Source organism: Paraburkholderia sp. BL21I4N1 (assembly GCF_002973525.1).
In the GTDB taxonomy this organism is placed as follows: Bacteria; Pseudomonadota; Gammaproteobacteria; order Burkholderiales; family Burkholderiaceae; genus Paraburkholderia.
On the sequence record NZ_PVEN01000026.1, the window covers coordinates 19,590 to 39,778 of the forward strand.

Sequence of the window (20,189 nt, forward strand, 5' to 3'; positions counted from 1 at the left end):
ACGGCAGGCAGTCCGCCCAGCCTCGCTGCGCGGACTCTGTGAGAATGCCCACGGCGGTGCCATGACACAGCTGATTTTATTTAACGTTTTTAACGGGATCATCATCGGTGCATTCTATGCGCTGATGGCGCTCGGGCTTTCCCTGATACTCAACCTGAGCGGCGTGATCAATTTCGCTCACGGAGGGTTCCTCGCGGTTGGCGCGTATCTCGCGTACACGCTGATGCCCTACACGGGTTTCTGGGTCGCACTGCTCCTCGCGCCTCTTCTGACGGCTGCGCTCGGTGTGGTCATCGAGCGATTGCTGATCCGCCGGCTTTACGGTCGAGATCCGTTGTATAGCCTGCTCCTGACGTTCGGACTCGCTTTCATGCTGCAGGACGGTACGCGCTATATCTGGGGGCCGCAAACGCTGCCTTACCAAATACCCGCGTCCCTCAACTCGCCGCTAAGCAACACATTCTTCTTTCTGACTGGCTACAGATTGTTTATGGTGGCGCTGGTCGTCGTAGTGGTCGCAGGTCTTTTCCTGATTCTCAACCGGACCCGGCTTGGCATGCGAATCCGGGCCGGCACAACAGACCTGGAAACCGTGTCGGTGCTCGGCGTCAATGTGCGAATGCTGCGGACCCTGAACTTTGGTCTCGGGATTTTCCTCGCAGGGCTCGCTGGCGTTCTCGCCGCGGGTATGCTTGGACTGGAGCCAACAATCGGCGACTCGCTCATCATGCCGAGTTTTGTCGCGATTATCGTAGGTGGACTTGGCAGTCTGCCAGGCACGCTGCTTGGCGGAATCCTGATTGGGGTTGCATCTAGCGTGACCTCTGTCTTCCTCCCCTCGGCGACCGAGGCCGTGATCTACGTCATGATGGGACTCGTGTTGCTCGTACGTCCGCGCGGTCTGTTGGGCGAGGAAGGGAGGGTCCAGTGAGCGAAGCACAATATGGATTGGGCCGCACACTCGTGATCTGGCTAGCGTTGCTCACTATGCCGTTGTGGATCAACTGGATCGGCGGCTATACCGCGCTGGGCACGCGCCTGCTTGTCATGGCACTTGCCGCCATGTCGCTCAATTTCCTGCTCGGTTTCACGGGCGTGCTGTCGTTCGGACACGCCGCCTATTTCGGGCTCGGCGCCTATGGCGTGGGCATGACGATAAGGTACCTCGTCCCGAGTACTCCGCTCGGCATGCTGGTCGGGGTAGCCGTCGGCACGCTCGCGGCAGCCGTGATTGGTGCGCTGATCGTCCGGCTACGTGGGGTGTACTTCGCGATGGCGACCATCGCGTTCGGGCAGGTGTTCTATTTCATTGCGTTCAGGTGGAATTCCGTCACAGGCGGCGACGACGGGCTCTCGGGATGGCACCGCATGCCGATCAATCTGGGGCTTGGGACGGTTGATATCCTCAGTAACGGGACGGCATTCTATTACTTCGTTCTGGCGTGTTTCGCGATCTCGGTCACCGTCATGGCCGGCCTGCTGCGTTCCCCATTTGGACGCACGTTGCTGGCTATTCGGGAGAACGAGCGACGCGCTCGCTTTCTCGGTGTGCCCGTTGAACAACATATCTGGCTGTCCTTCGTCATCTCCTGCTTCTTTGTCAGCCTGGCAGGCACGCTCTACGCATTGCTGAACAACTTCTCGGATCCGCATGGCCTGCGCTGGGACCAATCTGGCGAATTCGTCATCATGTCGGTCCTTGGGGGTATGCGCTCGCTGTGGGGTCCGCTGGTTGGCGCAGCGATTTTTGTCGTCGTGCAGGACTACATCTCCAGCCGGACAGAGAACTGGATGTCGTTTATCGGTCTGCTGTTCGTACTGGTTGTCCTGTTCTTTCCGCGCGGCGTGTTCGGCTTGATACGGAAAAAGGCGAATCCATGAGCTTATTGTCGGTGGAAGGCGTCTCGCATCACTTCGGTAACCTGCGGGCCGTCAACGACGTATCGATGAAGGTCCAGACAGGCGAACTGAGGGCGGTCATCGGACCCAATGGCGCCGGGAAAACAACTTTCTTCAATCTGATTAGTGGATTCTGTCACCCCACGGTAGGGCGTATCCTGTTCGACGGGAATGATATCACCAGCCTTCCTCCCCATCGGCGGGTGGCCTTGGGCATGGCGCGCACGTTCCAGATCACTGAGGTATTTCCAGAACTCTCGGTCCGCGACAACGTGCGCATCCCCGTCGAAATCGAATCCGGCTACCGGTTGAGTCCGTGGCTCTCGCGTGCTGCGGCGGTAAAAATACATGATCGGGTTGACGAACTGATCACGATGGGTGGACTTGGCGCCAAGGCAAACCGCCTTGTGGGGGAGCTATCCCTGGGTGACCAGCGCTCTACCGAGATCATCATGTCGCTTGGACTCAGACCGCGACTGCTGTTGCTTGACGAGCCGACCGCAGGAATGGGCGACCAGGAAACCTACGACATCACGCAACTGATACACAACCTGCACAATGATCAGGCGCTTACGATGGTGCTAATAGAGCACGACATGCGGGTAGTCTTCCAACTGGCCCAACGCATCATGGTGCTTGCCGAAGGGCGAGTGCTCGCGGAAGGCACGCCTGTCGAAATTGCCGCGAATGAGGAGGTTCAGGCGGCCTACCTTGGAAAAACGGTATGAACGTTCTGGATGCCGAAGGACTGCAGACCTACTACGGGAAAAGCCACATCCTGCATGCGGTGTCGCTGCACGTACGTGAGGGGGAGATCGTCGCTCTCCTTGGCCGCAACGGTGCCGGCAAGACGACGACACTGCGTAGCCTGATCGGATTGACACGAGCTCGGGAAGGTGCCGTGCGCATCTTCGATAACGCCACGACCGCTTGGCCACCCTATCGAATTGCCGCACTGGGTGTTGGATATGTACCGGAAGGACGACGCATCTTTCCAGGGTTGACCGTTGAAGAGAACCTCCTGGTACCCCTCGGCCGCCCTGGATCCTGGACAATCGAACGGGTCTATACGCTGTTTCCCCGTTTGGAAGAGCGTCGTTCCAGCAAGGGCAGACAATTGTCAGGAGGCGAGCAGGAGATGCTCGCGATCGCACGAGCCCTGATGCTCAATCCCAAACTTCTGTTGCTCGACGAACCGTCTCAAGGTCTCGCGCCGCTTATTGTCCGGGAGGTCTTCGAGGTAATCGCCGGAATGCGCGGTGAAGGTATGTCCGTGCTTCTCGTCGAGCAGAACGTGAGGGCAGCGGTCGACATCGCCGATACCGCGTGCGTTCTCGATGACGGGCGGGTCGTCTTCATGGGCTCAGCCAGAGAATTCGGGAGCGATGAAGCAAGGGTACGCGCGCTGGCGGGTGCAAGCGTTGAGAATTGGGACGTTCCGGACGCAGGTCGCGCGGACCACGATCGTTCGCGTAAGAACAACGGTCCTCCCTAGCTCACAGATGTCCGTCCGGAATGCGACTCGCCATTCCGGTATTGACCAATAGTGAAGGCGGTTTGGTCCGACAATCCATCGCGGTTCGCCGATGCTCTTGAACTCGGCCCTGAGTTCGAATGTCAGCCGTGTCGGCGAATGAATGAGAAGACGCGAGCCTGCCAGCCGTGCGACCGTCATTCTGGTGGAAAACGGCATCTTCGGCCAAGGCATGCCAAACCGGATAATCGGTCCGTCGACAATCCACAGATGCTCCGCGAAGAGCGTATTCAATGGCGGATAAGTCGCGTTTGAGGTGTCAATCATTCTTTGTCAGGAACCGCAATCTTCGGTGGATATTTGATGACATACCACCGCATCTCGACAGCAAGCCCAGCTCGCCCGAATCAAGTACGCCGTTGGCTACAAAAGGCCCACCTTGAATCTGTCATTATGTGACATAAAATATAGATGGGCCTTCTTATGACTGGACTTGGACCAGGGGCAACCTGAAGCAGCACGCCACCATGAATCTAGAAGACTGCGTGCGCCCGTGGAAACACCACGTTCTGCCTCCGACACACAGTAGCCGGCCATCCGGAAGGCCCTCAGCAATACGTCACTGGCGCCATCTGGCCGTCGCGCATGGCAATTCCGGGACGATCGCAGATCGGTCTACAGCGACCGGGTGCATTTGATGCCCTTCCGTCCAGCTTTCGCGGGCACACTTCGGTTTGGCGCAAAAGCGGCTTTCGTGCACACCGAAGCGCTGCGGACCATATACAGGAGGTTACATCATGCTGGTCACTTTCCAATCGCCCGCCGCGCCAGACGTTGTCATGCTCAGGAACCTCGCTGAATATCTGCTGACCCTCATTGGCAAGCACCTCGGTGCACGCGGCGTAATTCAGCATGACGAATTGCCTCACGCAATCGTTCGTCTTGAAGCAGCGATTACCGAAGAAGCTCACGCGGAAATCGCGCTCGAATCGCTCTACCATGTGCCGAATGGGGGCAATTATGACGTGAACGATGATCGCGGTGGACTTGCACGGCGGGCATGGCCGCTGCTCGATATGATGCGCGAGGCCCGTCGGCAAAACGCGGACATTATCTGGGGCCTTTAGCCAGTCTGTGACGACGTGACACGACAACAGGTGCGCAAGGGTCGAACTGCTCGCGTAGAAAGATGGGTTGCCAGGTAGGTCTGCAATTAGTAGTCCAGCAATGCCGGAATGCGGTAGTTCGCCAGCAGTCGCCTGCGATCCGCAGTGAAGATTTTAGTCTGACCCCATTCCCTCAGTTTTCCAGCCAGCGGGCATGTATCAGGATTGAAAGTCACTCGTAGCAATGCTGACGCTGTCTTTTCGAGAGCACGTATAACAATACTTCGCCATACCAAGGGGGAGTGTCTGAATTGGGAGAATGGCGTCGAACCAAAGCTTATCTGTGAGTCAAGCCTCATCGCCTGTGATGAAACGCGTCCCACCGCTTGCTACGGCCCAGCCGACGGAAAGTCCGCTCGCGGACATGTTCACGCCAATGGTGTCCAGCAAGCAGCAAAGCGGAAATTGCCAGCGCAGCGATGCCCATTAGGGTCCCTGCGAGTTCCGTCATTGGGGTACCTCGCCTGTCTGTCTGGTTTGCACGCTGCGAATCCCATCCAGAAGTCACCGGCAAATTACAACGTGACCAGAGTGACATTGTCGCCCAATGCGGAGCCCGACTCAAGCGCCCTGCTCTCCCCTCCGAGCATAGCGATTCCTTCCAGCGTATCCCGGCCTCTGGCCCTCTCTCATGTCGTTACGTCAAACAGGAATAGAACTGAGAGCCGAACTTGTTGAAGCCACCTTGGCGAAGGATCTTAGCCAGCGCCTCGTCCGTCTGATGTTCAGTTTGCCGGTGAAATGAGGAGCAAAACGGGAGTTCCGCGACAGTCCAGTCTCGTCAGTACCTCTGCCCCACTGCTTTCCGGCCACGCGTCTCCAGCATCCAACTCGGGCGCCGCCGCGTTCTTGGCACGCAGGATGTTCAATGGCCACGACTGGCGATTCAGGCGCTCATGTTCAAGGGAGCCTACCCAAATGGGTACGGGCGCGGTGCCGCGCTCATTTTGCACCGCATAGCCACTTGGCCAGAAGCGTAGGACATCACGTTCATCGCGCGCGTTGCCTGGACGAACAAAAACAAGCGGCGACGGTACCCCGTCGTTCAGTTTCGGCAGTACCGGAAGCGCAATCGCCGCGGCCTCCGGCGAGACGACAGAAAGCAGGCTGCGCGCAGAAACCGAGATCCCTTCGATCCAGGTTCTGCTTCGAAGGCCGCTTCGTATATCGTCTGCGTTTGCGGACCACTGAAAGGCCATAGGCTCTCTCCGGTCCCCTGACATGTCGGCGCGATAACACGGTAACTTGTTCGATAGCGAATTGATCCAATGTGACACCGTCGTCAGCATGAGCGTTTGGGTCGCGTTGCCGCTCAGCCTTGGTACTGGAGGGGCAAAGGCGAGTTGCACTGCAACGCTTACACACACAACGCCAAGCATGAGGGCCGGCATGAGCCTTCGCGATGGTGGCACTCTGGGGTGCCGCCACACGGCGGTTAATGCTACGACAGAAATCCACACAGCCGCGAGCGCGGCGCCGCCGATTGCATCAGAAAACCAGAACTGACCGAAGTAAAGTCCTGCCAGCGCAATGAAGAGGACAACAACAGCACTCACTGTGGCAACGAAAACACCTGCCAATGAACCCACCCGGCGCGTCAGCAAAAATGCGAGAAAACCATAAATGATGACCGCAGCGGCAACATGAGTACTCGGAAACACGTGTACGTCGGACTGGAGCGAACCTGGCGGAGTTCGGCGTATCGCCAGATGAATGGCAAATATCAATAGCTGGGAAAAAGCAACGGCGCCCAGCCAGTACGCCAGGGTGCGCCAACGACGTTCCCATATCATCCAAAGCGCCACTGTCACAGCGAGCGCTGCCAGCGTGGCAATGCTACCCAACGTTGCGAGACCCGACAGCGTGATATCACCCCAAGTCGTGCGCATGGATTGAAGAAAGTGATAGACCGACACGTCAATCCCCACCTTCGGATTGCCGTGAATTGCCTCGTCGAGGACGTCGAAGAAAACCCAGGCGGAAAAAAGAACCACTGCCGATGTCACAACCATAAAGCCAGCGACCGGACGCTCGGGGTCCAAGGCTCGCAGGACGAAGCGACCCGGCTGTGTCCTGTGAGCACCGGCCCAATTCAGAAGGCCGTGGCGCATTGCACCGCCCCAGGCGTTGATGTGCGCCAGAAGAAAGCGAGCGCCACGAAAGCCCAGCCACACTATTGAGACCACGAGCGTGATTGTGACAACAAGACGGAAGGACACTCCGCTCACCAGTTGGACCGACGCACCGAATACGACGCCCAACAGGATGTAAGCGGATGCCCAGAGCAATGCCGACAAGACATTCACCCCATAAAAACGCGCGGGCGTCATCCCCGCCATTCCCGCTACCACCGGGACAATCGCGCGTACCGGCCCGATGAATCTTGCGAGCACCACACTCTTGGCGCCATGCCTGGCGAAAAACACGTATCCCGCGTCGAGCAACTGCGGGTGAGCCCGAAAAGGCAACAGGCGGGAGATTCTGGTCCTGTAACGGCGACCAAGCCAGTAGCTGAAGCCATCACCCGCTACCGCGCCAGTAATTGTGCATGCGAAGACCCATCCAAGACCCAAGGTTCCAGTTCCCACAAGCGCACCGGCCACGAAAATGGCCGAGCTACCGGGAATGAAGGTACCTACAACGGCGATGGCTTCAAGAAACGCGGCGAGGAATATCACCGTAAGCGTCCACACCGGATGCCCAGCAAGCAGATGCAACATGTGGAAATACGCGTGCTCCATCTACATCTCCCACGTCCATGCGCAATCTGATGCCATTGCCTACAGGATAGCGCCGGATTCCGTCAAGCTCCCGGGGACAACTTTGATTTGAGGATTGTGGTGATTGAGTTCGCCGGAAATACCGCAGCCTCGCCGCAGGGATTCAGTCCAAATTGCCGGTTCCGGTCGGGACAATTCTGGGTGAACGTCGACAGCTCTCGCTGGTGCATACCTCGGGTCGATCAGTGACATGTGCATCGCAAGTATCCCGTGACGGTAGCTACCGGCGAACCTCCCAATCTTAAGGGTCCCCAATCGGGTGCTCGCAGGTGCCGGCGTAGCCCGCTCACGCAGAGGAGAACGGCGAAACCCTGTTCCGGCCGGTGGCCTTGGCATTGTATAGCGCTTCATCAGCAGCCCTGATCACCGCGGATACATCGTCGTCCTGTTCCGGCTCCCAGCTGGCCATGCCGATGCTGGCGGTCACGCGTCCGTATTCGCTGCCTGCATGTTCAATGGCCAGTTCGCTGATAGCCTCGCGGATCTGTTCGGCGATCTGCGCGGCACCCGCGGGCGGGGTGTCCGGCAGTACCACGACGAACTCCTCCCCGCCGTAGCGCGCCGCACTGTCCATGGGTCGCCGGATGTTATCCCCGATGCAGCGTGCCACCGTAGCGAGCGCATCGTCGCCCGCCAGGTGTCCGTAGGTGTCGTTGTAGGCCTTGAACCGGTCGATATCGACGAATAGTAGCGAAAACATGCTGCGCATGCGTCGGGCCCGACGCCACTCCTGATCGAGAATCTCTCCCAGCGTGCGGCGGTTGTTGAGGCCGGTCAGGCCGTCGATTCTCGCGAGCAGTTTCAGTTCCGATTCGGCACGCATCCGGCGCCGCAACTGCGCGCCCAGCATGAACGACAACGCGACGAAGGCGAGACTGAACGCGACCATTAGTGAACCGATCGTCATCGCGCGTCGTCACCAGGCCGCATAGATATCCTTCTCGGCCTCGGCCACCATGATGATCAGCGGGAGATCGGGGAAATTCCTGAAGAAGTACAGTCGGCGCACCCCGTCAATCGAGGCGGTGTCAGAGAAACTGCCTTCCGGTGCCGACCTGAAATGGCGGAACGTGCTGGCCTTGCTGATATCGCGGCCGACGTCGTCGCAATGGGTGTCGGTGCACAACTCGTCTGGGGCGGATCGGTACCGCTGTTCGCCGCCGCGTCCGGCGTCCTGTCGATGGCGCTTCAATTGTTCGTACCTTATGCGCGTATGCACGGATTCTGAAATGGCTTGCGGTGGGCCTGTTTGCGTACGCCGGGGTGACGGTAGTCAGCCATACGCCATGGCAGACGCTCGCCCTAGGCGCAGTCGTGCCGCAGATCACATGGAGCGAGGACTACTTCACGATGCTGCTCGCGGTGCTCGGTACGACGATCAGTCCGTATCTGCTTTTTTCCCAAGCCGAACAGCAGATCGAAGAGCAGCGACCACCATCGCAATTTCAATCAAGAACGGGCGACCCGGCAAGCCATACGCGCAGCCCACATTTGAAAATAATGCGCTGCGACACGCTGACCAGAACGGCCCTCTCCAACGGGGTTGGCCTGTTCATCATGGTAGCAGCCGCAGCGACATTGCATGCAACCGGACACGGTCTCGCCAATCCCAACGACGCCGCAAGCGTACTTCGTCCGCTTGTCGGTGACTACGCATCACATGTGATGGGGATTGCGTTCATCGGCACCGCCCTGCTCGCGCTGCCTCCGCTCACCGGGTCGGCCACCAATGCAGTAGTGAGCGCGCGCAACCGACTCACGGGCAAACAACACAACCGGCCGGTTGCGCGCGCCCTACTCGTCGTGATGGCGCTCGGCGTGTCGATCGGAGTGGCGCTAAAACTCGTAAATGTCGAGCCGATTCGCGCGCTTTACTGGAGCGCTGTGCTCAATGGAGAAACAAAGAGCGGCGCCGCCGGCCTGGTGGCGGGACGCCGCCTGAATCACACACCCGCAGGATAGGACACCGCACGAGTGACCCGAAAATACCGTTCGCCGTTGCTCGTTTCAAGACGAAAAACCTTCGTTTGTAACAATGGCACAAGCATTATTTACATCATCAAATCTGGTGATTTTCACCACGCGACCGACCGCGCCGATCCTTCGGGGTGGCTGCATGACGGTCGCGTTTTCGTGAATTTACAAATCCGAAAATTTCTTACAAAAAGCTGCTCATCGATCGAATCCGGCTAATACCGTGCTCGAGCTCACCGTGTATGAGGATTTCCCCGATCTTAAGATTTCCTTCAGTGCGCCGATGTAACCCGAGCCGCAGGCTACAATCCCCCTCGGTACAAATTTCAAGCAACCGTAAGTGCTGGTGTGCGTCTACGACCAATAAAGAGGGACGACGGATGTCGCGCGTGAAAACTGACGGCCCCCCCATCGCGAAAGCTCGCGCAACTTACCTGCTTGAACTGGCGCGAGGGTGTTCATACGTCGATAGTACATTGAGCCCAGACACGGGCGATCGCGCCATCGCAGAAATAATCAGCGAATTTCGCGAATTGTATGGGGATCAGGAACTCGCGATTTTTCGAAAACTGCTTGCCGAAAATCTGCGGCGCAGGGGCAAACAGGACGCCGCGTCTGCCGTCGTCAACTTCAAACTTGCCGGTCAGCTCCGGTGACTAACATCGCGTGTGGTTGCTGTGAGCGGATGATGTTGGCAGGCAATTGAAAATAGAACAAGGTGCGGCGACCTGCAAAGCCGTTTTGGCCGACTGAAAAGTGCTCTTCGAGTGCGTCACGTGAAACGGTGCCTTCGACCTCGCGGCCGCGGACTGACAGCAAGGAAACCACGGCGCATCCGTCCGACGAGACGGCGGTCGCGCGATCAGGAACTTCCATGCCGCATCTCGAAGATATCATTCGCAACGTTCCTTTGTGCGGAACTGCGCAGCGATAAATCTACCAGAAGTCAGAATCGTATTGTGCGGCCAACGGCGCTGAGGCTTTTGGCCAGATCAGGCGCCATCTGCCGGATCTCATTATCACCGACTGGATGATGCCGGGCATGGACGGCGCGACGTTCTGCCGGCTGGTGAAATCGCAGCCTGATCTGGCACACATCCCCATCATTGCCCATACGGCGACAGCGATCACGCGTGCGCATGGCACGGCGCCGCCATGGGCCGTCTGCCTGCGCAAGCCCGCTGCACCAAAACTTTTCCTGACGACCGTCGGACGCTTCTGCAAACGATCCGGGTGAAGGGCTGCCTTATCCCGCAGCCAGCTTTTTCGCACCCGAACCGTCCGTCGGCAGGCCGCCGACCTGTCAAACCAGCTTGATCAGATTTATGCGCTGACGGTACATCGCGCGCAAGCGCGCAATGCAGGGACGTGATACAGGTGCAGACAGTAACGCCCTTTCGTTGCGATTGAATGTTGCCCAGCCCGCACGGGTATCATTCAGACAAATTTGGAGCTTCGCGTGGAAGGACAGGTAAAACGTATGCGGTCCACGAACGACGCCACTCAGGGGTGCTCTGAGGCGTAAATTGTGTGGTAGGGAGAAGGGTCAGCGGAGATTGGCGGGCATCTTCCACGGCAACAGCGCGTCGTAGTCGTCGACGGTCTTCGCCAGTGGCAGACGTTGGAACAGCCAGGTGAGGTAGCAGTACGGGTCGATGCCGTTGGCTTTTGCTGACTCGACCAGCGAATAAAGATTCGCACTCGCATGTGCGCCAGCAACTGTATCGGCAAACAGGAAGCTTTTGCGTGCGACGACAAACGGGCGAATGGAATTTTCACAGGGATTGTTCGATATGGGCCAGTTGCCGTTCTCGACGTAACGGATCAGCTTGGGCCACTGCCCATGCAGATAGGTCAGCGCCTTGCCGAGTAGACTTTGCGGCACGACGCCGGGCGACTGTTCAAGCATTAGTTTTTCGATGGCATCGAGTACGCGCGCACTGTATCGTCGTCGCAATCGCTGTCGTCGTTCAGCCAGCCACGTTTCACTGCGTGCCTCCGCCGCAAACAGCTTGCTGATCAGTTTGATGAAGCGTGTGGCGAGCAGACTGGGGGAGCGGGCTGCCTTGGGCACGTTATCTTCGGCCTTGACCAGATACCGTCTCGCATGAGCCCAGCATGCGAGATGCACGAGCTGATACTGTTGCGCGATGCCGTTGTAGGGCTCGTATCCGTCGGTCATCAGAACCGCACCCTTGCGAATGCCGGCGAACAGTTTGTCGGCCAGCTTCGCGCCGCGACCAGCCGTATAGGCGAAACAGCGGATGGGCGTTCCCGATCCGCTCATTTGCGCCCAGAGATAGCTTTTCGTTTGCGGCTTGCGCCCTTCTTCCTTCAGGACCTGGAACGTCGTCTCGTCGCAGTAGATCACGTCAGCATCGAGCAACGCGTCACGCATCAGGTTGATAACGGGCTGCGTCGCGAGACCGACACGGACCATGCTCGCGGCGAGCGTGTTCGACGAGATGTCGCCACCGAAACGTCGCAGCAGGCCCGCCTGGCGATAGATCGGCATGCCGAACTGATACTTGCCAGTGGCGACCCACGCGAGCGCGGATTCCGTCAGCAGTCCACGCGGGATGATGCGCAGCGGCGCGGGCGTGACCTTGATGCCAAGATCGCAGCACGGGCAGGCATACTTGACGCGCCGGTGCTGGATGACGCGAAGCTGTTCGGGGATCACGTCGAGTTGTTCGCTCGTTTCGACGCCGATCTCGACGAGCGCATGGCCGTCGTGGTTGCAGAAGCGTTCGGCCTCGGGAAGTTCGTGCCGAACGACTTCGCGCGGCAGATTGGGATCGAGGGGTTTGCGATGACCGCGCTTCTTGCGCGTGTGCGCTGCGATCGTGCCTTCGGGAGTATCTTCCTGCGCGGGTGTTGCGTTCGCGCCGAGCACTTCGGCTTCATTGAACAGACCGGGCTGCTCCGATGCGCGAGCTTCGCTCTTCGCGCCGAACAACTCGCGCCGGTAAACGCGCAGTCGTTCCTCGGCCAGGTCGCGCTCCGCAGTCACGAGACGCAGAGCGCTGCGTAACCCGTCGCGCTCTGACTGAAGGGCGTCATGCTCCTCACGTATCGCGAGAAGCGCCCTGAGTTCGTCAGCGTCGATGGTCACGTTGATCGGCATGCCACTTAGACCGGCACACCGATGCCGTGTTCAACTCACGCGAGCATAATGGCGTTTCGGATGCCGCTGAAGAGCAGCAATGTCGGCACCTTCGAGAAGCCAGTGCAGCAGATCGACCGTCAACGTCACGACTTCGGTTTTGCTGTCAGGCCAGACGAAGCGATCATTGGCCTCAAGTCTCTTGAGCATCAGCCAGAAACCGTTGTGCTGCCAGCCCAGGATCTTGACGCGATCGCATCGTCGGTTGGTAAAAACGTAGAGCGAGGAATCCATCGGATTCAGGCGCATCGCCTGTTCGACGAGAATCGACAGACTGTTCATTCCGTACCGGAAGTCGACGGGATCGCGGTGCAGGTATACCGTCAGCTTTTCATCGAACCGGAACACGGCATCCTCCCGAACATCTGGATCACGGTGCTCAGTTCGTCGATGCTCGCTGCACTCAGATCGAGCTCCACGCCGTTCGACAGACATACGTGCAGTGAGAGCGTCATCGGCGGTGCCGGAGATACGGTCGGTGGCGGCAGTGCCGGTGGTAGTGACACGACAGGAACAAATGCAGGGGAGGATTCTGTCGGCGCGGGCCGCTTACGTGAATCCGGCATATCGATGGCTTTGCCATCCATCACTTCGACTGCTGGTGGTGATGGGCCGCGCTCGTCGGCCTCGTCCTTCAGCAATGCCAATGAGATGCCTTTCTCACGCTCCATCAGGTACTTCGTGGTCCATTTGCGCAGCAGGTTAGCGTTGATCCCATGCTCTTGTGCCAGACGGGCTACCGACACGCCCGGGCGCAATGCAGCCTCGACCAGCGCGCGCTTACCGTCCTCGTCATAGCGACGGCGCCCGTCGCGGCTTAGACGAACTACTCTTAACCCTGAGTCATTGCCAGCCATAGGTGTCCACCTCCACGTAGGTGGACACCTATGCTCCTCGCTCATACCGCCAGCCGATAGACGTCGAAGATGGACCGCTTACGGTAAAACGCGCGCTGAAGCACAATGAAGCATTCTGGCGCAACGCACCTGTTCCAGTCAGCAGGTCGGGCAACGGGCCGGAAACCGGCCAGACAATCATGGTGGGAACCTTGAACAATAAAAGGAGCGAACCTTCGCCGCTGGCAGGCAGTGGCCGCGTGTGGCCGTGGCTGACCACGCCGCTCGCCATCGTCTCAGGTGGCGCTCTCATTGCCCTCATCATGGTGGGCCTGTGTGCCGCCTCGCTATATCAGGGGCGGCTCGATGCGATGACGCGTGCACGGGAGACTTCACGCAATCTCGCCCTGCTTGCCGAGCGCGACATCGAGCGCAATTTCGAGCTGTACGCGCTGTCGCTGCAGGCAGTGGTCGACGGGATGAGCGAGCCCAACGTGCTGGCACTGCCACCCGATCTGCGGCGCCAGGTGCTGTTCGATCGCGCGACCACCGCGAAATATCTGGGCGCCATGCTGGTACTGGATGCCGCCGGCAATATCGTGATCGACTCCGCAGGCGACGTCCCAAGGAAGGGTAACTTCGCTGATCGCCAGTATTTCAGGGTGCAGCGCGACCATTCCGACGCCGGTCTTTTTATCAGCGATCCCTACGTATCCCGGTTGCGTGGCGGCTCGCCCAGCATCGCGCTAAGCCGCCGGCTCTCGCACCCCGACGGTTCGTTTGCCGGCGTGGCGCTGATCGCCATCAATCTCGAGTATTTCCATACGCTGTTTGCGGGCCTGTCGCTCGGGCCGCACGGGGCGGTGTCGCTGATTGGCAAAAACGGCAGGATGATCATGCGCCAGCCGTACGCCGATCATGTGGCCGGACGCGACATCAGCCAGGCCAGTACCTTCCGGCAGTTTGTCCGCGCGCCGGACGGCAGTTTTGCCGATACCTCGTCAATCGACGGGATGCACCGGCTTTACTACTTCAGGAATTTTCCCGATCTGCCGCTGATCATCATGGTTGCTGAGGCGGAGCCGGACATTTACGCCGCGTGGCGCCGGCGCGCGCTGACGATCGGCTCACTGATTGTGGCCTCCGGCCTCGGATTTGTCACGGTGTCGGTTCTGCTGTCGATGCAGTTGCGCCGGCGCATGCGTGCCGAGTCGGAACTGCAACTGCTGGCTCGCACGGATGGCCTGACCGGGCTGAACAACCGCCGTACGCTCGGCGAAATCCTTGATCAGGAATGGCGCCATGCACGCCGTACCCGCAGCATGTTTTCGTTGCTGTTCGTCGATATCGACCGCTTCAAGGTTTACAACGACACCTATGGGCATCAGGCTGGCGATGATGCGCTGGCCGCCGTCGCGCGGTGCATCGGCGCCAATATCCGGCGACCAGGCGACAGCGCGGCGCGCTATGGCGGCGAAGAGTTCGTCGTGGTGCTGCCCGATACCCCGCCTGACGGGGCATCCCTGGTTGCCGAGACGATCCGTGCGGCGATCGCGGAACTCGGCATCGAGCACGCGGGCAGTGAATACGGGCGTGTCACCGCCAGCATCGGAACGGCCAGCTGGGACCCGGAACGCGGCGGCGACGTGAGCGCCGTCATTCAGGCCGCCGATGAGGCCCTCTACAACGCCAAGGCGAGCGGCCGGAACTGCGTCGCGCTGTTTCATCGGGCTTGATGCACCGCCGTCCCAGTCAGCCCTGGAAGCCGCTCGGCCTTTCCGCGACAGATAGCGGATGCGAACGGTGAGATGGCGAGACTCTGGAGAATATTTCACTTAACGCGCTACCCCGTCGTCCGCTCGCAAGGTAGCGCGGCCGGCCGTGTGTCCGCGATCGGAGAAACGGGACGCCATGACCTCGACGGCGCCCCGCTCGACGAAACAGCCCTCTTCGCGGAGAAAATCGACGTAGCGGCAAACTGGCTTGCACTGACTGGCACGCTGGCGTCTGTGACTGTCCATGCCATACAGCTGCCTCCTTCTCACGTCAGGAGCTCTCGGGCTCCCGCTCATCGGCGGCAAAGCAGACTCTATCGCGGACTGCCACTACCAGTATGGAACCTGGGCGACCCAATAGTGATTCCGACTGTCAAAGGAGCAAAGAAAATGCCCATCCAAACCGAGAACGCATGCAAGGGCACTGTGGATATTCGCCAATACCGTGCCACGGGCAGCCCTTCGTTTGTTGCCGCTCGCCGACATTCTCAGGCGGCCATTCGAGCGTCCGTTCAATCCAGAGTCTCTGGTGCGGCAGAATGCGGGGACGTACTGTTTCAGTTGCGTGTGTGCGGAGGGATGACTAATGAGCGACAGTCAGAGTAATGAGAAGACACCCTGGTTCCCTTCCACAATCAAGCCCGTCCGCAAAGGCTTTTATGAGAGTCACTGGTTGATCGGATCGAACAGTAGATTGCGCTATTGGGATGGAGAACTGTGGCTCGAAGATGGGCAAGCCTGCGGCAAAAAGGACTACACGTGGCGCGGTCTTGCTCACCCTGACCAGGATCAGGTCGACGACCGCGTCGCCACTCATATCGCCAGGCGCCGACCGATTCCGCATGAGGTCGTGAACGCGACCACGGACGGCATAACTCCGACTCGAGCATGGCGACAGTACCTTGGGCTCAAGCAAGCTGAAGTCGCTGCGCGCATGGGCATCAGTCAACCAGACTACTCGCAATACGAAGCGAAAGTGCACCTGAGCGAGTCTTCGCGCGAAAAGATTGGGGCCGCACTCGGTATCACAGCTGATCAACTGGACTTTTGACCAACGGGGAACGGCAAGTCACTGCAGATTTTTCGAGAGCTGTCCGCGCTATATATCTGGGCCATTTTCTGCAAGATGTCTGGCAAAAGGGCTCTGTCGCGGTAAGAGCTTTGGAAAAGGCCGTTTTTACGTGATGCGGATTGCTTACGTTGCCAAGGAGTAGGATTGTTCAGCGGCGTCTTGCCGGTGGCGCCGCTTTTCATTTGCCCTTTTACGTTCATGTGCATGATCTCGACACCGGCGAGAATGATACGCGCGCAACGAAAATTCTTGAAGCCCGTCATCGGTCGGGTGCGGCGTTTGATGGCGCGGTGGTCCTGCTCCACAATGTTGTTTAGATACTTGTTCTGCCGAATTTTGATCGGTTTTTCACGTTCAGCGTTAAGAGCCTGCAGCGCGGCCAGATTCGACCCACTTTTATCGATCGTCACGATCTCCGGCTCGCCGTTCTGGGCAATTGCCTTTTCGAAGTAGCGTCGGGCCGCCGCCTTGTCCACAGCGCGGCACAGATATCGCCATTCACCGTTGGCCCTGATGTGGGTTTCGTCCATCATCCCGCTCTTGCCGACGGTCCGTTTGAACCGCCGGAACGCTTTTTCCATGACCGGCAACAGCTTGAGTGCCCATCGGTGCACGGTTGAATGTTCGACTGCGATCCCGTGCTCAAGCACCATTTCTTCGAGATGCCGAAGGCTCAGCGCGTATGCGACTTACCACCGAACGCATAGCCTATACGTAGCCTAGGTGGATTCTTGGTTTAAAAGAAAATGGCTGAAAAACGCCGAAATCCTTGGTGGGCCGGGTCGGAGTCGAACCGACGATGTCCTTTCGGAGGCGGATTACGAGTCCGGTGCTATGCAAACTGAGCTAACGGCCCATCAGTCCGCTCGCGCCCCGGAAGCTGCATACCGCCTGCCTTACGACAGTATCGCTAGCCGAATCAATATTACGGCCCGGCGACTGCGCCGGCCCCAGTTTCGGCACAGTAACCGTCAGCACGCCGTTCTCGAACTTTGCCAGCGTGCGGCGCCCCCGTTCCGAAGCATGGGTATCGTACGCATGAAGGTCCGGCACGCGCGCTCAAGGCGGCAACAACCATCCTCTTCACATCCTGCTTTTTTTCGCCGCGCTACACGACCGCCCCATCCTCGGCGCTCACGCTCGGGCGTCTGTCCACTGCTGACGCTTTAGCCAGCGCGCGAAGCCTGGGCGTAGGTTCCAGCGTAGGTTTTGCAATGGAAGCCTGTGAGCTAAAGGGTTGACGTTGTTCTGCGAGCATCGGGTGATGGCCGGGAGCCGGCGCACTTGGGTTTCGCCACGGTTGGAGAAGGCCGGCGTATTGTATTACGCGTGACGCGGCGATGCGCCAATTGGCGCGCCGACCTGCTAACCTGATCACCCTGGCCGCGCGCCGACGATTGCCGAACCCGCCTCGTCCCTCCACTGAACTGCCGATGCCGCCACTGCTTCGCCGCCTACTGCTGCTGTTCCACGCGCTGCGCTACGGCGCGCGTCTGATCTGGCTGGCCGCGCCTCCCGACCACAAACTGCACTGGATGATCCAGCTGGTCGGCCGCGTGCAGGCGTCCGGCCGCAGCGGCGCGAGTCTGCACGGCGTGCTGCCGGCGCTCGGGCCGCTCGCCAGCCGCTTTGCACAAACGCTCGCCGAACGGCCCGAACTCGCCACGGGCACGTTGCACGACGCGATCGACGCCATCGATCACATGGAAGCCCCGCTGCCGCCGCAAGAATCCGAAGCGGCGCTGGCGCGCGCATTCGGCCGGCCGCTCGCCACGCTGTTTAGCGCTGTCGATCTCACGCCGGTGCGCGGCGGTTTCGCCGAGCAAACGCATCTGGCACGGCTGCTCGTGCCGGTCAACGGTCATAGCGAAGTGGCGATCAAGCTGGTGCGCGCCGACCAGTTGCAGCAGATCGGCGACGAACTCGCGCTGCTGCGCTGGGTGGCGCGCTGGATGGAAAAACTCTCCCGCCGCGCACGCCACCTGCAATTGCGCGCACTCGCGCAGAGCTTCACCGACGACATCCAGCGCCGCTTCGATCTGCGCGCCGAAGCCGCCAACCTGAGCCAGACCGGCCATCATTTCGACGGCGACAAACGCATCGTCGTGCCGGACGTGATCTGGGATCTGTGTACGAATCACACGCTCACCATGCAGCGCATCAGCACCTTGGCGGCGAACGATCTGCCGGGGCTGCACGCGCATCGTGTCAAGCTGGCGCCGCTCGCCGCGCATATCGTCGAGGTCGTGACCGAGCAAGCCTTCGAGCATGGCTTTTTCCACGCCACGCTCGACTCGCGGCGGGTGCGCGTGAGCATCGAGCCGGACACGCTGGGGCGCCTCGTGCTGGCGGAATTTTCGATCATGTCGAGTCTGTCGACCGGCGAGCGCGAGTTCTTCGTGCATGGCGCGAGCGCACTGTTCGACCAGGATTACGGACGCCTTGCCGCGATGCATCGCGATGCCGGGCACGTGCCGCACGACACGCGCGCGGAAATGCTCGAAGCCGAATTGCGCACGCGCGCCGAGGCGCACTTCGCGGCGGCGCCGGAAGACCGCTCGGCGGGGTCGCTATTTCATCATCTGCTGCATGCGGTGCATCCGTTCGAAGGCGCGGTGCCGGGGCGGCTCGCCACCGCGCAACGATCGTTCCAGCAGGCGGAAATGCTGGCGCGCGCGCTGCATCCTGGCGTCGATACGTGGAATATCACGCGGGGCGTGCTGGCGGAGATCGCGCGGCGCGATCTCGATCATCGCGGCTGGATCAAGCGTCTGTCGCGCGAATTGCCGCATCTCGCGCATATGCTGCCGCGCGTGCCGCAACTGGCGGTGCGTTATCTGCAGCATGAGCACGACCGCGCACGGACGCCGCGGCAGAGCGCTCAACTGATGGCGGATATCGGTCGCGAATATCGGCGCACGCGGGTGTTGCTGTGGGCTTGCGCGGTGTGCGGCGGGGTGTTGGGGGCGGGAACGGTTTTGTTGATGTGGTGAGATGGGGGCATGCGAGGCGGGTGCGGGTGCGGGATGTGAGGCAGACGTGGGCGCTTGGGTCTATGCCCACCTGTAACGCCTACACCCATCATTGCAGCTTCGAACAAGACACGCGTCGTGTACCTCGACAAGATGGCGGCTTTTCCACATCTCCTTTTCCGATGCTCGCTTCGTCAATCGCCGCCCTGTTCGTCGTGTTGTGGTCGACCGGTTTCGTGGTCGCCCGCGCGATTACGCCCTACGCCGATCCCAACTTGTTTCTACTCGCCCGCTTCGGCGGCACGGCGCTGATCTTCGCGCTCGTCGCGCTCGGGGCGCGCGCCACATGGCCGCGCGGGCGCGACCTCGGCAAGCATCTGCTGGCGGGCGCGCTGCTGCAAGGCGTCTATCTCGGCGCCGGCTACTGGGCCGTGGCACAAGGACTGAGCGCCGGCGTAATGGCCTTGCTCGGCGCGCTGCAGCCGCTCGCCACCGCCGCCGTCGCGGCGCCGTTGTTCGGCGAGCGCCTGTCGCGCCGTGGCTGGACCGGCATGGCGCTCGGTCTGGCCGGCGTCGCGCTGGTGCTCGAACCGAAGCTGGCATCCGCCGCCGTGCCCGCGGCGCATGGCAACGCCCCGTCATGGCTGGTGGTATTGATTTCAGTGGTCGCGGTCGGCGCGATTACAGCGGGTACGTTGTTTCAGAAGACGTCGCTGGCCAAGGCCGATATCCGCAGCGCGAGCGCCGTGCAGAATTTCGGCGCGGCGCTCGTTGCGGGTTTGCTTGCGCTCGGACTGGGTGAGCATCGCTGGATCGCCTCGACGACGTTGTGGGCGTCGTTGGCGTGGGGCATCGTGATGCTGTCCGGCATCGGCGTCACGTTGCTGGTGTGGATGGTCAGACGCGGAGACGCGGCGCGCGCCACCGCGTTGATGTTTCTCGCCCCGCCGCTCGCCGCGCTCGAAGGCTATATCGGCTTCGGCGAAACGTTGCTGCCGGTGCAGATCGCGGGGTTCGGCGTCGCGTTGGTGGGGGTATTGCTGGCGCGCTCGTGAGCGCTGGGCCGCGAGGGCGC

At 60.2% G+C, this 20,189-nt stretch carries 17 protein-coding genes, 1 tRNA gene and 2 pseudogenes; 12 read left to right on the plus strand and 8 right to left on the minus strand.

Going from position 1 to position 20,189, the window contains the following annotated elements:
* Positions 1–61: 61 nt before the first annotated feature.
* The 5 genes from B0G83_RS35395 (at position 62) to B0G83_RS35415 (ending at position 4,500) form a co-directional block, all read left to right on the plus strand.
* Entirely contained in the window at positions 62–931 is an 870-nt protein-coding gene (locus B0G83_RS35395) for a branched-chain amino acid ABC transporter permease (protein WP_105511944.1), read from the plus strand.
* A gap of 56 nt (positions 932–987) precedes the next feature.
* Positions 988–1,881, plus strand: a complete 894-nt coding sequence (locus B0G83_RS35400; protein WP_105511945.1) for a branched-chain amino acid ABC transporter permease — start codon at positions 988–990, stop codon at positions 1,879–1,881.
* Entirely contained in the window at positions 1,878–2,627 is a 750-nt protein-coding gene (locus B0G83_RS35405; protein ID WP_105511946.1) for an ABC transporter ATP-binding protein, read from the plus strand. Before B0G83_RS35400 ends, B0G83_RS35405 begins: the two co-directional genes overlap by 4 nt.
* On the plus strand, positions 2,624–3,394 hold the full coding sequence (locus B0G83_RS35410) for an ABC transporter ATP-binding protein (protein WP_105511947.1): 771 nt from the start codon (positions 2,624–2,626) through the stop codon (positions 3,392–3,394). The genes B0G83_RS35405 and B0G83_RS35410 overlap by 4 nt, the downstream gene beginning before the upstream one ends.
* Positions 3,395–4,170: 776 nt before the next feature.
* Positions 4,171–4,500 carry a DUF1840 domain-containing protein gene (locus B0G83_RS35415; protein WP_105511948.1) on the plus strand — a complete coding sequence of 110 codons (330 nt, stop codon included), beginning with the start codon at positions 4,171–4,173 and terminating at the stop codon, positions 4,498–4,500.
* Positions 4,501–5,264: 764 nt separating this feature from the next.
* On the opposite strand, the gene B0G83_RS35420 is transcribed toward B0G83_RS35415, so the two are convergent.
* Together B0G83_RS35420 and B0G83_RS35425 are read right to left on the minus strand one after the other, a co-directional pair.
* Positions 5,265–7,280, minus strand: coding sequence for a bifunctional DedA family/phosphatase PAP2 family protein (locus tag B0G83_RS35420; protein WP_105511949.1), 2,016 nt, complete (start codon positions 7,278–7,280; stop codon positions 5,265–5,267).
* 325 nt (positions 7,281–7,605) lie between these two features.
* Positions 7,606–8,418, minus strand: a pseudogene (locus B0G83_RS35425) (GGDEF domain-containing protein); the annotation flags it as partial.
* A 125-nt stretch (positions 8,419–8,543) separates the two neighbouring features.
* On the opposite strand from B0G83_RS35425, the gene B0G83_RS35430 reads away from it, so the two are divergent.
* On the plus strand, positions 8,544–9,281 hold the full coding sequence (locus tag B0G83_RS35430; protein WP_258168475.1) for a divalent metal cation transporter: 738 nt from the start codon (positions 8,544–8,546) through the stop codon (positions 9,279–9,281).
* A gap of 401 nt (positions 9,282–9,682) precedes the next feature.
* Positions 9,683–9,949 carry a hypothetical protein gene (locus tag B0G83_RS35435; protein WP_374954970.1) on the plus strand — a complete coding sequence of 89 codons (267 nt, stop codon included), beginning with the start codon at positions 9,683–9,685 and terminating at the stop codon, positions 9,947–9,949.
* Here B0G83_RS35435 and B0G83_RS35440 read toward each other — a convergent pair.
* Positions 9,924–10,169 carry a hypothetical protein gene (locus B0G83_RS35440; protein ID WP_105511952.1) on the minus strand — a complete coding sequence of 82 codons (246 nt, stop codon included), beginning with the start codon at positions 10,167–10,169 and terminating at the stop codon, positions 9,924–9,926. The two genes, B0G83_RS35435 and B0G83_RS35440, sit on opposite strands and share 26 nt — an antisense overlap.
* Before the next feature lie 58 nt (positions 10,170–10,227).
* Here B0G83_RS35440 and B0G83_RS35445 point away from each other — a divergent pair, with 58 nt between their 5' ends.
* The gene (locus B0G83_RS35445; RefSeq protein ID WP_105511953.1) at positions 10,228–10,530 is read left to right on the plus strand and encodes a response regulator; all 303 of its coding nucleotides are present in this window, start codon (positions 10,228–10,230) and stop codon (positions 10,528–10,530) included.
* Between the two features lie 309 nt (positions 10,531–10,839).
* On the opposite strand, the gene B0G83_RS35450 is transcribed toward B0G83_RS35445, so the two are convergent.
* The 3 genes from B0G83_RS35450 to B0G83_RS35460 are packed head-to-tail and all read right to left on the minus strand — an operon-like array spanning position 10,840 to position 13,316.
* Complete coding sequence (locus B0G83_RS35450) at positions 10,840–12,420, minus strand: IS66 family transposase (protein ID WP_105511954.1); 1,581 nt, start codon at positions 12,418–12,420, stop codon at positions 10,840–10,842.
* A 30-nt stretch (positions 12,421–12,450) separates the two neighbouring features.
* A complete protein-coding gene (tnpB, locus tag B0G83_RS35455; protein WP_167368694.1) occupies positions 12,451–12,807 on the minus strand; it encodes an IS66 family insertion sequence element accessory protein TnpB in 357 nt (118 codons plus the stop codon).
* Positions 12,783–13,316, minus strand: a complete 534-nt coding sequence (locus B0G83_RS35460; protein ID WP_105511989.1) for a transposase — start codon at positions 13,314–13,316, stop codon at positions 12,783–12,785. Before B0G83_RS35460 ends, tnpB begins: the two co-directional genes overlap by 25 nt.
* A gap of 179 nt (positions 13,317–13,495) precedes the next feature.
* Here B0G83_RS35460 and B0G83_RS35465 point away from each other — a divergent pair, with 179 nt between their 5' ends.
* Both B0G83_RS35465 and B0G83_RS38395 read left to right on the plus strand, forming a co-directional pair.
* Positions 13,496–15,031 (plus strand): diguanylate cyclase, encoded by a 1,536-nt coding sequence (locus B0G83_RS35465; RefSeq protein ID WP_374954974.1) that lies wholly within the window; start codon positions 13,496–13,498, stop codon positions 15,029–15,031.
* A 625-nt stretch (positions 15,032–15,656) separates the two neighbouring features.
* Positions 15,657–16,121 carry a helix-turn-helix domain-containing protein gene (locus B0G83_RS38395; protein ID WP_146120352.1) on the plus strand — a complete coding sequence of 155 codons (465 nt, stop codon included), beginning with the start codon at positions 15,657–15,659 and terminating at the stop codon, positions 16,119–16,121.
* A 144-nt stretch (positions 16,122–16,265) separates the two neighbouring features.
* Here B0G83_RS38395 and B0G83_RS35480 read toward each other — a convergent pair.
* Positions 16,266–16,846: pseudogene (locus B0G83_RS35480) on the minus strand (IS6 family transposase); the annotation flags it as partial.
* A 66-nt stretch (positions 16,847–16,912) separates the two neighbouring features.
* Positions 16,913–16,998: transfer RNA gene (locus B0G83_RS35485), tRNA-Thr, on the minus strand.
* 577 nt (positions 16,999–17,575) lie between these two features.
* On the opposite strand from B0G83_RS35485, the gene B0G83_RS35490 reads away from it, so the two are divergent.
* Both B0G83_RS35490 and B0G83_RS35495 read left to right on the plus strand, forming a co-directional pair.
* Positions 17,576–19,135 (plus strand): AarF/ABC1/UbiB kinase family protein, encoded by a 1,560-nt coding sequence (locus B0G83_RS35490; RefSeq protein ID WP_105511957.1) that lies wholly within the window; start codon positions 17,576–17,578, stop codon positions 19,133–19,135.
* A 161-nt stretch (positions 19,136–19,296) separates the two neighbouring features.
* Complete coding sequence (locus tag B0G83_RS35495) at positions 19,297–20,169, plus strand: DMT family transporter (RefSeq protein WP_105511958.1); 873 nt, start codon at positions 19,297–19,299, stop codon at positions 20,167–20,169.
* Positions 20,170–20,189 lie beyond the last annotated feature (20 nt).

Excerpts from the sequence above, each read along its gene's own strand:
- B0G83_RS35395 (WP_105511944.1), top strand. The coding sequence starts at position 62 with ATGACACAGCTGATTTTATTTAACGTTTTTAACGGGATCATCATCGGT.
- B0G83_RS35400 (WP_105511945.1), top strand. The coding sequence starts at position 988 with ATGCCGTTGTGGATCAACTGGATCGGCGGCTATACCGCGCTGGGCACG.
- B0G83_RS35405 (WP_105511946.1), top strand. The coding sequence starts at position 1,878 with ATGAGCTTATTGTCGGTGGAAGGCGTCTCGCATCACTTCGGTAACCTG.
- B0G83_RS35410 (WP_105511947.1), top strand. The coding sequence starts at position 2,624 with ATGAACGTTCTGGATGCCGAAGGACTGCAGACCTACTACGGGAAAAGC.
- B0G83_RS35415 (WP_105511948.1), top strand. The coding sequence starts at position 4,171 with ATGCTGGTCACTTTCCAATCGCCCGCCGCGCCAGACGTTGTCATGCTC.
- B0G83_RS35420 (WP_105511949.1), bottom strand. The coding sequence starts at position 7,280 with ATGGAGCACGCGTATTTCCACATGTTGCATCTGCTTGCTGGGCATCCG.
- B0G83_RS35440 (WP_105511952.1), bottom strand. The coding sequence starts at position 10,169 with ATGGAAGTTCCTGATCGCGCGACCGCCGTCTCGTCGGACGGATGCGCC.
- B0G83_RS35450 (WP_105511954.1), bottom strand. The coding sequence starts at position 12,420 with ATGCCGATCAACGTGACCATCGACGCTGACGAACTCAGGGCGCTTCTC.
- B0G83_RS35460 (WP_105511989.1), bottom strand. The coding sequence starts at position 13,316 with ATGGCTGGCAATGACTCAGGGTTAAGAGTAGTTCGTCTAAGCCGCGAC.
- B0G83_RS35465 (WP_374954974.1), top strand. The coding sequence starts at position 13,496 with ATGGTGGGAACCTTGAACAATAAAAGGAGCGAACCTTCGCCGCTGGCA.
- B0G83_RS38395 (WP_146120352.1), top strand. The coding sequence starts at position 15,657 with ATGAGCGACAGTCAGAGTAATGAGAAGACACCCTGGTTCCCTTCCACA.
- B0G83_RS35490 (WP_105511957.1), top strand. The coding sequence starts at position 17,576 with ATGCCGCCACTGCTTCGCCGCCTACTGCTGCTGTTCCACGCGCTGCGC.
- B0G83_RS35495 (WP_105511958.1), top strand. The coding sequence starts at position 19,297 with ATGCTCGCTTCGTCAATCGCCGCCCTGTTCGTCGTGTTGTGGTCGACC.